General features: G+C 61.6%; 12 protein-coding genes. 7 read left to right on the top strand and 5 right to left on the bottom strand.

Annotated features, from left to right (window positions below):
- Positions 1 to 97 precede the first annotated feature (97 nt).
- Complete coding sequence (locus AC2FML_RS00990) at positions 98 to 730, bottom strand: cupin domain-containing protein (protein WP_496781595.1); 633 nt, start codon at positions 728 to 730, stop codon at positions 98 to 100.
- Positions 731 to 881: 151 nt separating this feature from the next.
- Here AC2FML_RS00990 and AC2FML_RS00985 point away from each other — a divergent pair, with 151 nt between their 5' ends.
- The 3 genes from AC2FML_RS00985 to AC2FML_RS00975 all read left to right on the top strand — a co-directional run bounded on the left by AC2FML_RS00985 (position 882) and on the right by AC2FML_RS00975 (position 3959).
- Positions 882 to 1877, top strand: coding sequence for a GT-B fold glycosyltransferase domain-containing protein (locus tag AC2FML_RS00985; protein ID WP_480636051.1), 996 nt, complete (start codon positions 882 to 884; stop codon positions 1875 to 1877).
- A 72-nt stretch (positions 1878 to 1949) separates the two neighbouring features.
- Positions 1950 to 3242, top strand: a complete 1293-nt coding sequence (locus AC2FML_RS00980) for an O-acetylhomoserine aminocarboxypropyltransferase/cysteine synthase family protein (RefSeq protein ID WP_170357542.1) — start codon at positions 1950 to 1952, stop codon at positions 3240 to 3242.
- A 6-nt stretch (positions 3243 to 3248) separates the two neighbouring features.
- Positions 3249 to 3959: a GNAT family N-acetyltransferase gene (locus AC2FML_RS00975; RefSeq protein WP_496781593.1), complete on the top strand. Its 711-nt coding sequence runs from the start codon at positions 3249 to 3251 to the stop codon at positions 3957 to 3959.
- Positions 3960 to 3961: 2 nt separating this feature from the next.
- Here the strand turns inward: AC2FML_RS00975 and AC2FML_RS00970 are convergent, their stop codons facing one another.
- The gene (locus tag AC2FML_RS00970) at positions 3962 to 4657 is read right to left on the bottom strand and encodes an SIMPL domain-containing protein (protein ID WP_496781591.1); all 696 of its coding nucleotides are present in this window, start codon (positions 4655 to 4657) and stop codon (positions 3962 to 3964) included.
- A 164-nt stretch (positions 4658 to 4821) separates the two neighbouring features.
- Here AC2FML_RS00970 and AC2FML_RS00965 point away from each other — a divergent pair, with 164 nt between their 5' ends.
- On the top strand, positions 4822 to 6846 hold the full coding sequence (locus tag AC2FML_RS00965; RefSeq protein ID WP_496781590.1) for a hypothetical protein: 2025 nt from the start codon (positions 4822 to 4824) through the stop codon (positions 6844 to 6846).
- A 61-nt stretch (positions 6847 to 6907) separates the two neighbouring features.
- On the opposite strand, the gene hppD is transcribed toward AC2FML_RS00965, so the two are convergent.
- Positions 6908 to 8005, bottom strand: coding sequence for a 4-hydroxyphenylpyruvate dioxygenase (gene hppD / locus AC2FML_RS00960; RefSeq protein WP_496781589.1), 1098 nt, complete (start codon positions 8003 to 8005; stop codon positions 6908 to 6910).
- 145 nt (positions 8006 to 8150) lie between these two features.
- On the opposite strand from hppD, the gene AC2FML_RS00955 reads away from it, so the two are divergent.
- Both AC2FML_RS00955 and AC2FML_RS00950 read left to right on the top strand, forming a co-directional pair.
- Positions 8151 to 8606: an Lrp/AsnC family transcriptional regulator gene (locus tag AC2FML_RS00955; protein WP_093961793.1), complete on the top strand. Its 456-nt coding sequence runs from the start codon at positions 8151 to 8153 to the stop codon at positions 8604 to 8606.
- 19 nt (positions 8607 to 8625) lie between these two features.
- Entirely contained in the window at positions 8626 to 10503 is a 1878-nt protein-coding gene (locus AC2FML_RS00950; RefSeq protein ID WP_496781588.1) for a monovalent cation:proton antiporter-2 (CPA2) family protein, read from the top strand.
- Between the two features lie 27 nt (positions 10504 to 10530).
- Here AC2FML_RS00950 and cobT read toward each other — a convergent pair whose 3' ends face one another.
- On the bottom strand, positions 10531 to 11544 hold the full coding sequence (gene cobT, locus AC2FML_RS00945) for a nicotinate-nucleotide--dimethylbenzimidazole phosphoribosyltransferase (RefSeq protein ID WP_496781586.1): 1014 nt from the start codon (positions 11542 to 11544) through the stop codon (positions 10531 to 10533).
- Positions 11545 to 11623: 79 nt separating this feature from the next.
- Here cobT and cobS point away from each other — a divergent pair, with 79 nt between their 5' ends.
- On the top strand, positions 11624 to 12388 hold the full coding sequence (gene cobS, locus AC2FML_RS00940) for an adenosylcobinamide-GDP ribazoletransferase (RefSeq protein ID WP_496781585.1): 765 nt from the start codon (positions 11624 to 11626) through the stop codon (positions 12386 to 12388).
- Here cobS and AC2FML_RS00935 read toward each other — a convergent pair.
- Positions 12385 to 13146: an ion channel gene (locus tag AC2FML_RS00935; protein WP_170357534.1), complete on the bottom strand. Its 762-nt coding sequence runs from the start codon at positions 13144 to 13146 to the stop codon at positions 12385 to 12387. The genes cobS and AC2FML_RS00935 overlap by 4 nt on opposite strands.
- Positions 13147 to 13249 lie beyond the last annotated feature (103 nt).

Raw genomic sequence — 13249 nt, 5'->3', positions numbered from 1 at the left:
AATTGGTAAAATTTGCCAAATGGTCAAAAAAGCGAAAACCGGGCCGAATGGCCCGGTTTTTTGGTGGCATTTGCCCGTTTTTCAGGCGAAACCGGCCTCAGACCATGCCGGCCAGGTGGCCTGACTTCATCCAGACGCGGGCGCCATCCGGTCCTGCCCGCAATTCGGTGCGCGTTCCGGGCGGCAGACGCAGCCAGTCCCATCGCGCGAAATCCTCGCCTTGTTCGGTGAAACCGCCGTCGATCACAAAGACCTCGGCCCCGCCGGGTGCGTCAATCGGTACGACCTGACCGGGCGGCCAACTGCGCATTTCGACCGCTTCATGGTCGTCCTTGAACAGCGGCACTTGGTCCGCACCGTTGATCGAGCGGCGCACGGTGGTTCTGTCGTTCGGGTCGAACTGGTGCAGTTTGACCAGAATCGTCGCGCCCTGGCTGGCCGATGGCGTATGCGACGAGGTCGGCGGGTTGCGGACATAGCTGCCCACCGGGAAATCTCCGGTCTCGTCCTGGAACACGCCGTCCAGAACCAGGTATTCCTCGCCCCCGTCATGGGTGTGGGCGGCAAACGCGCTGCCGGGGGCAAAGCGCACGATGGTGGTGGCGCGCGCCACCTCGTCGCCGATCCGGTCCAGCATCTTGCGCTCGACCCCGGCGGCTGGCGAGGCCACCCATTCGGTCTGGTCGAAGTGAACCGCCACCCGCTGGGTGAAATCTGCATTGATCCGCATGTCGCGCTCCTGTCTGGTCCTCCCCATCAACATGGGCGTGCCGAACCCGATTTCAAACACGCGGCGTTAACGGTTTTGACGCAGGTTCAGCGATGCTGTAGGTCGAAACCAACGGCAAGGGGCGGGCAAGCGCCTCGAACGGAAGGCGCAGATGCAGGCAGACCGGCAGAAATTCAACATCCTGATCATCGGGCAGAACAACCGCCTGCAATACGAAGCCGTCCTGTTTGCCGCCTCGCTGCGCCATTCCGCGCCCGGATTCTCGGGCCGCCTGTTCGTGGGCGTTCCGCAACCCGGCCCGCGCTGGAACCAGGACCCGAGCATCCGCAACGAGGACGTTCTGAAGGCGCTGAAACAGCTCGATTCCGAGATCCTACCCTTTTCGTCCGAGGTGTTCGGCGAAAGCTATCCCTACGGCAACAAGATCGAGGCGCTGGCCGCCCTGCCCGAGGGTGAGCCCTTCGTGTTCTTCGACACCGACACGCTGATCACCGGCGACCTGGCCGCGGTGCCGTTCGATTTCGACCGGCCTGGCGCATCGCAGAAGGTCGAGGGCACCTGGCCCAAGCCGACCCTGTACGGGCCGGGGTTCGACGGAATCTGGCGGGCGCTCTATGACCGGTTCGGGCTGGATTTCCAAAGCTCGATCGACCCGACCCAACCGGCAGAATACTGGCGGCGGTATCTGTATTTCAATGCGGGGTATTTCTTCTACAAATGCCCCCGACAATTCGGCGCACGGTTTCTGGACTATGCCCGCACCATCCGGGATGAAGAGATCCCTGCCCTGACCGGCCAGAACCTGGACCCGTGGCTGGACCAGGCGGCGCTGCCGCTGGTCATCCACGCGCTTGGCGGCGGGCGCGATGTTCTGCCCTCGGGCCTGCTGGATGGCTCGGTCAGCTGCCACTATCGCCTGTTCCCGCTGCTCTATGCGCGCGAAAGCGACCGGGTGGTCGAGGTGCTGGAAACCGTTGCCGCGCCCAACAAGGTCAAGAAGGTGCTCAAGAACTATGACCCGCTGAAACGGCTGGTCTATCAGGGCAAGGGCGCCAAGATCCGCGCCATGTTCGACCGGGACAACCTGCCCCAGCGCGAACAGGCCATCCGCAAGGTCATCAAGAACAAGGGGCTGTGGCTGCGCTGACGCGGACATTGTGCCGGGCCCGGCAATCGCCTAGAGATTCTGCGACGCATATTCCCAACAGGAGAGTGACGGATGTCCGACGGCCCCACCTATGGTTTTGACACGCTGCAAATTCACGCGGGCGCCCGCCCTGATCCGGCGACCGGCGCGCGCCAGACCCCGATCTATCAGACCACGGCCTATGTGTTCCGCGATGCCGATCACGCGGCCGCTTTGTTCAACCTGCAAGAGGTCGGCTATATCTATTCGCGCCTGACCAACCCCACGGTGGCAGTTCTGCAGGAACGGGTGGCGACGCTGGAAGGTGGCGTTGGCGCGGTGTGCTGCTCTTCGGGTCACGCGGCCCAGATCATGGCGCTGTTCCCGCTGATGGGGCCGGGCTGCAACGTGGTCGCCTCGACCCGGCTGTATGGCGGGACGGTCACGCAGTTCAGCCAGACCATCAAGCGCTTTGGCTGGACAGCCAAGTTCGTCGATACCGATGATCTGGATGCGGTGAAGGCCGCCATCGACGACGATACCCGCGCGGTGTTCTGCGAATCCATCGCCAATCCGGGCGGCTATGTCACCGATATCCGTGCACTGGCCGATGTGGCCGATGCCGCCGGTATTCCGCTGATCGTCGACAACACCTCGGCCACGCCCTATCTGTGCCGCCCGATCGAGCATGGCGCCACGCTGGTCGTGCATTCGACCACCAAGTACCTGACCGGCAATGGCACGGTGACCGGCGGCTGCATCGTGGATTCGGGCAAGTTCGACTGGTCCGCCAACGACAAGTTTCCCTCGCTCAGCGCGCCGGAGCCTGCCTATCACGGCCTCAAGTTCCACGAAACCTTCGGCCCGCTGGCCTTCACCTTCCACGGTATCGCCGTGGGCCTGCGCGATCTGGGCATGACGATGAACCCGCAGGCGGCGCATTACACGCTGATGGGGATCGAGACGCTGAGCCTGCGCATGCAGCGCCATGTCGAAAACGCCGAGAAGATCGCCGCCTGGCTCGAGAAAGACGACCGCGTGGACTATGTGACCTATGCAGGCCTGCCCTCGTCGCCCTATCACGACCGGGTCAAGAAGCATTACCGCAAAGGCGCAGGGGCCCTGTTCACCTTTGCGGTCAAGGGCGGCTATGACGCCTGCGTCAAGCTGGTGAACGCGCTGGAAATCTTCAGCCACGTCGCCAACCTGGGCGATGCGCGGTCGCTGATCATCCATTCGGCCTCGACCACGCACCGGCAACTGACCCCCGAACAGCAAGAGGCCGCCGGCGCCGGGCCGAACGTAGTACGGGTCTCGATCGGGATCGAGGATGCCGACGATCTGATCGCCGATCTCGATCAGGCGCTGTCCAAGGCCTGCGCCTAGTCCAAAATGCCGGGGCACAGGATCAACGCATTGGGCCAGCCGGTGGGCCTGCCGGTTGCGGGGGAGTTCCCGCGCCCGGCCCCACCGCGCGCGCCCATGAAGGGGCGGTTTTGCCGCGTGGTGCCCTTGGATGTGAATGCGGATGCGCCCGGCCTGTTCCGGGCGTTTGCCGCCGATACCGACGGGCGCAACTGGACCTACCTGCCCTACGGCCAGTTCGAATCGCAAGCTGGTTTCGCCGCCTGGCTGGCCCAAACCTGCACAGGGGACGATCCGCTGTTCCACACGGTTCTGGACCAAGACGGACAGCCCGTCGGGATGGCGTCCTACCTGCGTATCGACCGCAATGCCGGCGCAATCGAGGTGGGACACATCCACTTTTCGCCGCTGATGCAGCGCACTCCGGTCGCGACCGAAACGATGTTTCTGATGATGCGCCGCGTGTTCGATGAGTTGGGCTATCGCCGCTACGAATGGAAATGCGATGCGCTGAATGCCCCGTCGCGCCGGGCCGCCGAACGGCTGGGTTTTGTCTTCGAAGGCGAATTTCGGCAAGCCACCCATTACAAGGGGCGCAACCGCGACACGGCGTGGTTTTCGATCGTCGACACGGACTGGCCACGCATCCGGCAGGCGTTCGAAACCTGGCTGTCACCTGAGAATTTCGATGCCACGGGCCAACAGCGGAAACCGCTGACGGCCCGCAGCGAAAGCTGAGGTCACTCGGAAATGTCGAACTCCATCGACACGGTGACCGAAACCGAAACCTCGCCACCGGCGACCGGTACCCCGCCCGAATCGGCCATGGCCATCTCGCGCATCTGGGGCATTGGGCGAATGCCCCCTCCCTGCTCGTTGATCGACACGACTGAACCCAAGGTGACACCGGCGGCCTGAGCCAATTGTTCGGCCTTGGCTGTCGCATCGGCGACGGCTTGGGCGCGCGCCTTCGCTTCAAGCGGCTTGGGATCCTGAACTGTGAAGGTCAAACCACCAAAATCATTCGCACCATCCTGAATAACCGCATCCATGATCTGCCCCAGATCATCCAGATTTCTGACCCGCACGAACACACGGTTCGACGCAACGAAGCCCGTGATCCTCGGTGCTTCGCCATCCGCGTTGCCCCGTCCGGACCAGACCGGGGACAGGGACAGATCGCGGGTCTGCAGGTCGCGCGATTCGATCCCCATCTCACTCAGGCGGCTCAGGACGGTGGCAACCGCGTCCGAGGTCGCCTGCATTGCTGCCGAAGCCTGCGAGTCTTGATTTGTCACCCCCACCGTGATGGTTGCCATATCCGGCGCGGCCTCGGCTGTTCCGGTTCCGAAAACCTGGATGCGACGTTCTTCCGCATGGGCGGCCACGGCAACTGTCGCCGCCAATACCGCCGCCAAAAAAGCAAATGTCTTCAATGTGATCTCTCCTGTTTTCTGAGATAAAAGATGGGTTGGCAAGCCTTCGCCGGACAAGGGGAGATTTTGCCTTTTCCTTTCCCTCGGCGGGTTCCTGCTTTAATCTCGGTGCGCGGACGCAAGGGCGTTTGCTTTGGTTCAGACAATTACGGCACCCTTGAATAATGAAACCCGCTTTTGCGCTGTCTCTTTCGGATAACGGGATCACTCTGCTGCACTATTCGGATGACGAATGGTTTGGCATCGGCACCGTATCACTGGACGCGCCGGACTTTTCCGAACAGCTGAACGAGCTTCGCGGTCGAGGTTTCGCGCTGGCCAATGATCTCAGCTGTACGGTCGTGATTCCGTCGGACCACGTGCGCTACCTCACGGTCGCCAGCCCAGACGACTCCGACGTGACGAAAGTGGTCGAGGCGGAATTGGCTCAGGCCACGGGCTGCGAGATTGCCGAGTTGATGTACGACCTCCGTGCGGATGGGTCGGATCTTCTGGTCGCTGCCGTGGCGAAAGAGACGATAGACGAGGCCCGAGCCTTTGCCAGTCGCTACGGGTTCGTGCCTGTTCGGTTTGCTGCAACATTGGCCCCCGATGCGCCTTGGACAGGTACCGGAGAGTTCGAGTTTGCCGAGCGCGCGACATCCGTCACACCGCCGCCCGAGCCACCGGACGAGGAGATAGCTGCTGTCGCGCCGGCCGAGGACGCAGAACCCGCGCCTCAAGCTTCGCAGGCATCGGAACCCGATCCGGCCCCCTCGCCTCAGGCGCATCCGATTGCTGAACCCGCCCAGCCGGACGTATTCGTATCGCCGATAGAAGCGACTGAAACCGCCTCACAGAATTCTGGGGCATCAGATTCCGGCATACCGGTTCGCTACATTGGCGCCGCTGCGGCGGGCGCCGTCGTGCTGGCCGTTGTCGCATTGATCTGGTCGGGGTCAGACGAAACTGGCAGCCCGGTGGCGACTGCGCCGGTCGTCGAAACGGCACCTGCGCCAGTTTCTATCACCGCCCCACCGATGACCGAGACCGAAGGGCTGGCAGGAGTCGCTCCTGAGCCCAAGGACACGCCCGACCCCGAGGCATTGGCCGACGAAGACCTGACGTTTGAAGCCAGCACGCCCCTGGTCGAGCCGGAGACACCCACGCCCCCCGAATTGACGCCAACGGATCAGGCAATTCTGGAAGCATTGAATGTTGCGCCCTCGCCCGTCGAGCAGGTCGAACGCGATCCGGAAAGTGTCGAGGATTTCGAAGAAGCCTCTGGCCTGACGAACACCGCGCCCGATCCGCTGCCGGTGCCAGACCCCGAGGTGCCCGAGGACGTATACCTGTCGTCCGTCGATCACGCGGAGCTGTCGCAGGATGCCGTGGCGCTTCCGGCCGAAGAGAGCTTTGATACCGACGAGCCCGTGGCTACGGTCGGTCTGCCCAATGCCGCGGGCAGTCGTTTTGACCTTGATGACCGTGGCCTTGTCACTCCGACACCCGAGGGGACGTTGAACCCTGACGGCATCCTCGTGTTCCTCGGCCGCCCTTCGTCGGTTCCGCCCCAGGTGCCGGTCAGGTTCGAAACCGACCCGACTGCCACAGACGACGACACAAGGCTGGCTGGCCTGCGTCCGCGCCTGCGCCCGGAAACGCTGGTTGAGAACTTTGAGCGTGGGCAGCTGGGCGGCCGGACGGTGGACGAGCTGGCGGTCATCCGCCCGAAATCCAGGCCGGCGTCGATCCAAGAGCGCGAGGCTGTGGACCGCACGCCCACCGCATTGGCCGTGGTGCGCGTCCCTCGCCCCCGCGTTCGTCCGTCGACCGTGGCCGCTCTGGCGGCCCGAAAAGCAACAACCGGCTCAGCCACTCTGGGGTCGACCGCAGCGGTAGCAAAGGCGGATGACGATGAAGCGGGATCGTTCAAACCCACAACCGTCGCACCCAAGATACCCAGCCGGGCCTCGGTGGCGCGCCAAGCCACGATTGACAATGCTTTGAATCTGCGGCGTCTGAACCTGATCGGCGTTTACGGTACGCCGGCCAATCGGCGTGCCTTGGTCCGGCTACCAAGCGGTCGGTACAAGAAGCTGAAAGTCGGAGATCGGATTGACGGCGGCAAAGTCGTCGCGATTGGCGACAGCGAGCTTCGTTATCAGAAAGGCGGCCGCAACGTCACGTTGAAGATGCCGCGCGGGTAAAGCGCGCCGCGTTTCAGAAAATTGGAACCCGGTAGGCCGGGTTCCAAATTCTGGGTCTTCTTCAGGCGGCAGAAATCTCTCCGGATTCAATCTGTTCGCGCTCGATCGATTCGAACAGAGCCTTGAAATTGCCTTCGCCAAAGCCGTCATCGCCCTTGCGCTGGATGAACTCGAAGAAGATCGGACCAATCACGGTTTTCGAGAAGATCTGCAGCAGGATCTTGGTCTCGCCGCCGTCCACCACGCCTTCACCATCGATCAGGATGCCGTGCTTCTTCATGCGATCCACCGGCTCGTCATGGCCCTTCACGCGGTCGAAGGACATATCATAATAGGCATCGTTGGGACCGGGCATGAACTTCAGCCCTCGTTCGGCGATTGCATCGATCGAGTCATAGATGTTCTCGCTGCCGACGGCGATGTGCTGGATGCCCTCACCCTTGTACTTCTTCAGGTAGGATACGATCTGACCGGTCTCGCCGCGGTCTTCGTTGATCGGAATCCGGATACGGCCGCAGGGCGAGGTCAATGCACGGCTGAGCAAGCCGGTATATTTGCCCTGGATGTCGAAGAAGCGGATTTCGCGGAAGTTGAACAGATCGCCGTAGAACTTGAACCACTTGTCCATGTTGCCCTTGAAGACATTGTGCGTCAGGTGATCGAGGTAATAGAAACCGACACCGCGCGGTTTGGACTGCTTCAGCCACTCGAATTCCTGATTGTAGGGCGAGGTTTCGTAATACTGGTCGATGAAATAGATCAGCGACCCGCCGATACCCTTGATCGCGGGCACATCCATGGTCTTGTCGGCCGCATCATAGGGTTCTGCCCCCTTCGACACCGCATGGTCATAGGCCTTTTGCGCATCCACGACACGCCAGCCCATCGACGGGGCACAGGGGCCATGCTCTTCCACGAATTTCGCAGCAAAGCTGTCGGGGTCCGCGTTCAGGATGTAGGTCACATCGCCCTGCTGCCACAGCTCGATCAGCGGTTTGGTTTTGTGGTGCGCAACCTTTTCAAAACCCATCTTGGCGAACAGGTCGCGCAGCTCCTGCGGTTCGGGATGCGCGAATTCAACAAATTCAAACCCATCTGTGCCGGCGGGGTTCTCGGCGCTGATCACGGATTTCGGGGCGTTGTGCGGGAAAGGGCCCATGGCTTGTCCTCTTGAAACAGGAAATTCTTTGCTGATTCAAGAATACGCCTTTTTCCGCGCTGTTTTTGCGCATTCTTTTCATGTAATCTACAGAAGCCTGCGAAAACTCCGCACCAGAATCCGAAATATGTGAGAATCTCCGCACATGCTGGACGCAACCGATACTCGCCTTCTGGCCGCGCTGCAAAAAGACGCGCACCTGACCGCGCATCAGTTGGGTGAGATGCTGAACCTGTCCCCCAGTCAAGCCGGGCGCCGCCGTCAGCGGCTGGAGGCCGAGGGCTATATCACCGGCTACGCAGCTCGGCTTGACCCGCGCAAACTTGGCCTGCAGGTCCAGGGCTTCGTTCAAGTTCACCTCGGCACCCACGGCCCCGAACAATCATCCAGTTTTGCGCGCATGGTGGAAACCCGCCCGGAAATCACCAGCGCCTGGACGATGACTGGCGAAGCAGACTATCTGCTCCATGTCTATTGCGAGGATCTTTCCGCGCTCAACACCTTGCTTCACGAGGTGATACTGCCCCATCCTGCGGTAGCACGGGTGCAAAGCCAGATCGTGATGGACCAGCTGAAACGCGACGCTCCGCTGCCGACCTGACGGCAAGGAAAGGAAGAAGATGAACGAGTTCCTGTACCAGGCTTCGATCTATCTGGCAGCCGCCGTGATCGCCGTCCCCCTGTCGGCGCGACTTGGGCTGGGGTCTGTCCTCGGATATCTTGCCGCCGGCATCGCCATCGGTCCGATCCTTGGGCTCGTGGGCGCGGAAACCAAAGACTTGCAGCATGTCGCGGAATTTGGCGTCGTCATGATGCTGTTCCTGATCGGGCTCGAGCTAGAACCCCGCGCACTTTGGGATATGCGGCACCGGTTGTTGGGGCTTGGTGGACTGCAGATCTCGCTCTCTACGGTCGTGATTGCAGCAGTTACCTTCTACACGGGTCAACCATGGTCAGTTGCCTTGGCCGTGGGGCTGACACTGTCCCTGTCATCAACCGCCATCGTGCTGCAGACGCTGTCGGAAAAGGGCTTGATGCGCACAAACGGCGGGCGATCCACGTTCTCGGTCCTTCTGACTCAGGATATCTCCGTGATTCCGATCCTGGCGTTTCTACCACTGCTGGCCATGCCGGCCAGCATCTTCATCGAGGATGACGGATCAATCACGCGCGGCGGCGACGGGCACGGCGACGCGCACCATACGTTGTCATTGGTCGATGGCCTGCCCGGATGGGCGGTGACGCTGGTGACATTGGGCGCGATCGCATTCGTGATCGTGGTCGGCGTCTACCTGACCCGTCCCTTGTTCCGGTTCATCCACACCACCCGCCTGCGCGAGATGTACACGGCATTGGCCCTGATGATCGTGGTCGGGATCTCGTTCCTGATGACGCTGGTGGGCCTGTCCCCGGCGTTGGGCGCCTTCCTTGCTGGCGTCGTTCTTGCCAGTTCCGAGTTCCGGCACGAGATGGAAAGCGACCTTGAGCCGTTCAAGGGATTGCTGCTGGGCCTGTTCTTCATCACGGTCGGGGCCGGGATCGACGTCGGGTACTTTTTCAACGACCCGTTCGACCTGATCGGGCTGGCCCTGCTGGTAATCCTGGTCAAGGGCCTGATCCTGTATGCCGTTGGTCGTGCATTCAAGTTGCGCGGCCGCGACCATTGGCTGTTCACGCTGGGTTTGGCTCAGGCGGGTGAGTTCGGCTTCGTGCTGCTGGCCTTTTCGACCAAGCAGAATGTCATTCCCCCGGCCCTGTCGCAGAAGCTGTTGATGATCATTGCCCTGACCATGCTGATCACACCGCTTCTGTTCATCATCTATGACTACCTTTCGCGCCACATCCGCGACAACTCACCCCAGGTTGAACCCGAGGAAATAGACGAAAAAGGTCCCGTCATCATTGCGGGAATTGGGCGGTTCGGACAGATCGTCAACCGGCTGGTCCGCGCCAGCGGGTTCAAGACGGTGGTGCTGGACCACAATATCGAAACGATCCAGCTGATGCGTCGGTTCGGCGTCAAAGGCTTCTTGGGTGATCCGACGCGCCCCGAATTGCTGCGGGCTGCTGGCCTTGAAAAGGCTTCCGTTTTGGTGGCCGCGATGGACAACCGCAAGGAAGTGACCCGATTGGTCGGTTACGCCCGCCGGCAGCGCCCCGACCTGCACATCGTCGCCCGCGCGCATGACCGGACCCATGTGTACGAGCTGTATCAGGCCGGCGCTGATGACATCGTGCGTGAGCTGTTCGACAGCTCTCTGCGGGCCGGACGTTATGTGCTGGAGAACATTGGTCTGAGCGAGTACGAGGCCGCGCAAGCACAGCAGACCTTCTATCACCACGATCGGCAGGCAATTCGCGAATTGGCTGAACTCTGGGTTCCCGGCATGCCGACAGCCGAGAACAAAAAGTACATCGAACGCGCGCGCGAGTTGGAGAAGGACCTGGAGACTGCGCTTCTGGAACTGGCCGAAAAGAACGAAAAGAAGTCAGCCTGACCCGGGGATCTCCCGGGTCAGCCGGGCTCAACCGTCCGACACACCGGCTTCGGCAAAGGTGGCCATACCCGAATGGCAAGCGACGGCGCTTTTCAGGATGTTGATGGCCAGCGCAGCCCCAGATCCTTCGCCCAGCCGCAGCCCGAGGCTCAGCAAGGGCGCTTTGTCCAGCTTGGTCAGCATGGCCGCGTGCGCACCTTCCGCACTCTGGTGGCCAGCAACGGCATGGTCCAGCGCTCCCGGCGCCAGACGATCGAGGCAAGCCGCAGCCGAGGTGCAGATGAACCCATCCAGAATGACCGGGATGCGCAGAATTCGGGCGGCTGCAATGGCCCCTGCCATGGCCGCGATCTCGCGCCCTCCCAAACACCGCAGGATCTCAAGCCCGTCGTCAGATGCTCCGTGCAGCGCAACACCTTCGGCAACGACGCGCGTCTTGTTGGCAAGGCCCGCATCGTCCACACCGGTTCCACGCCCGGTCCAATCAGCGGCTTCTCCGCCGAATAACGCGCAGGCGATGGCCGCTGCAGGGGTGGTGTTGCCAATACCCATTTCGCCAACGACAAGAAGGTCTGCGGTGGGGTCAACGGCGTTCCAGCCGGTCTGCAGAGCGGTCAGAAGCTCGTCCTCGGACATTGCCGGGGCCTTTGTGAAGTCGGCCGTCGGCCGATCCAGGTCCAGCGCGTGTACCGTCATCTTGGCCCCAGCCGCTTTGGCCAATTGGTTGATGGCCGCGCCTCCGTGCTCGAAATTCATGACCATCTGAACCGTAACCTCGGGCGGAAAGGCCGAGACCCCCTGCGCCGTCACGCCGTGATTGCCGGCAAATACAATCACCTGAGGCGCCTCGATCCGCGGCCGGGCATCCCCACGCCAAGCGGCATACCAGATCGACAGATCCTCGAGCCGGCCCAACGCACCCGGCGGCTTGGTCAGCTGTCCGTTGCGGTCGGCAGCCCCTTGCCTTGCAGCCTCATCCGGCCCCGGAGCATTGCGCAGGGCGTCGCGGAAGGTATTCAGATCATTGAGCTCAGGCAGCATTCAAAGCCTCGTTGCATCGGAGTGGTCCTGCGTGTTTAACCGAAGCAGGCAAAGCAACAACCCCTCGAAAGGCGCGCAAGTGCACAAAAACGACACTCGAACCTTTTCGCCATGGGACGTGCCGCTGGTTCTGGTTCTTTTGACGCGGCTGCCATTGCCCGTGCTGCCCAAATCGCTCTTCGAGCGACAGTCCAAAGCCGCTTGGGCCTTTCCTGCGGCCGGGCTGGTTGTTGGCGGCTTGGGCTGTGCCTTAGGCTGGTCTGCGATGGCCGTGGGCCTTTCCGGGACAGTCAGCGCAGTCCTTGCTGTCGCCGTTCTGATCGCAGCGACCGGAGCCATGCACGAGGACGGGCTGGCCGACACCGCGGACGGGCTGTGGGGCGGATATACACCCGAACGCAGACTCGAGATCATGAAGGACAGCCATATCGGCACCTACGGAGTGTTGGCCTTGTTGGTCATTCAACTGCTCAGGATCTCGGCGGTCGCAACACTACTGGCGGCAGGAAGTCCGGCCGGAATACTGGCGGCAGCTGTGTTTTCCCGTGCGGTGATGCCACCATTGATGGCGGGCCTACCGAACGCCCGCGGCAGCGGGCTGAGCCATAGCGTTGGCGCTCCTCCGCCTTTGTCGGTTGCAGCCGGTCTCGGGCTGGCTTTCGTTTTCTCTCTGGCTCTTCTGGGCTGGACCGCCCTTCTGCCCGTCGCCTGTGCGGTAGCCGCAACCGTGGGTCTGGCAATCATAGCCAAAGCCAAGATTGGCGGTCAGACCGGTGATATTCTGGGGGCATCGCAACAGCTGTCCGAGGTTGCTTTCCTGCTGGCCGTTGCGACCGTGTTCTAGCCGACACCGCCGGTTTTGATCCGCAGTGTCTCACCGCAGTGCTTGCAGTGTACGGCATCCGGGTCGTGCCGAAACAGCCCGCAATTGGGACATTTGTGGCGTACTTTCTGCGGCATGAAAATGGCCTGAGCCAGCCGCACGAACAGCGCCACACCGACCACCATTATGAAGACCGAAAACAGCTTGCCGCCCGGAGAGTTCAGTGTGATGTCGCCGAAACCCGTCGTGGTCAGTGTCGCCATCGTGAAATACAGCGCATCGATATACGGGGTCTGGCTGTCCTCGGGGATATAGAAAACCAGTACGGCGGTGGATGTTGCGAAAATGAACACCAGCAGGTTCACGGCCGCGATGACCGCATCCTCGTGGGTTCGGAAAAACTCACTGTCGCGGCGCAGATCATGCAACAGGTGATAGGAATGGATCAGCCGCAGCGCACGCAGAATCCGCAGGAACGCAAGGCTGCCGGTCAGGAAAGGGTCAAGGATCAGCGAGGCGATCACGACCAGATCCGCAAGCGTGTAGATTTTGAACAGCAGCTTCTTGCGGTCTTTCGCGATCCACATCCGAGCCGAGAAATCCAGCAGAATGATCAGCCCCACCGCCCAGCTGACTGCAATCAATCCGGGGCCGTGCGGAATGTTCGCCGTCGCCACGAAAAACACGATCGAGGCAAGGTCGAACAGGATCAGACAGTACCGGAACCAGACCGAAACCGCCCCTCTGCCGATATAGAGTGCCTTGACCGTCTGCTTCATGACTGACCCGTATACGGTTCCAATGACTGGGAAATTAGCGGGAAAGGCGGCGCGAACCAAGCGATCGGGCATGAAAAAGGCCGCTCTGAAACCAGAGCGGCCC

It is taken from the genome of Ruegeria sp. BHSC029 (assembly GCF_059613085.1).
The sequence above is the reverse complement of the archived record's forward strand: the minus strand, read 5'-3'. Positions and strand labels throughout refer to the sequence as shown.

Coding starts and splice junctions, on each gene's coding strand:
- AC2FML_RS00955 (WP_093961793.1), top strand. CDS start 8,151: ATGCTGGACGCAACCGATACTCGCCTTCTGGCCGCGCTGCAAAAAGAC.
- AC2FML_RS00985 (WP_480636051.1), top strand. CDS start 882: ATGCAGGCAGACCGGCAGAAATTCAACATCCTGATCATCGGGCAGAAC.
- AC2FML_RS00990 (WP_496781595.1), bottom strand. CDS start 730: ATGCGGATCAATGCAGATTTCACCCAGCGGGTGGCGGTTCACTTCGAC.
- AC2FML_RS00950 (WP_496781588.1), top strand. CDS start 8,626: ATGAACGAGTTCCTGTACCAGGCTTCGATCTATCTGGCAGCCGCCGTG.
- AC2FML_RS00965 (WP_496781590.1), top strand. CDS start 4,822: ATGAAACCCGCTTTTGCGCTGTCTCTTTCGGATAACGGGATCACTCTG.
- hppD (WP_496781589.1), bottom strand. CDS start 8,005: ATGGGCCCTTTCCCGCACAACGCCCCGAAATCCGTGATCAGCGCCGAG.
- AC2FML_RS00975 (WP_496781593.1), top strand. CDS start 3,249: ATGCCGGGGCACAGGATCAACGCATTGGGCCAGCCGGTGGGCCTGCCG.
- AC2FML_RS00980 (WP_170357542.1), top strand. CDS start 1,950: ATGTCCGACGGCCCCACCTATGGTTTTGACACGCTGCAAATTCACGCG.
- cobT (WP_496781586.1), bottom strand. CDS start 11,544: ATGCTGCCTGAGCTCAATGATCTGAATACCTTCCGCGACGCCCTGCGC.
- AC2FML_RS00935 (WP_170357534.1), bottom strand. CDS start 13,146: ATGAAGCAGACGGTCAAGGCACTCTATATCGGCAGAGGGGCGGTTTCG.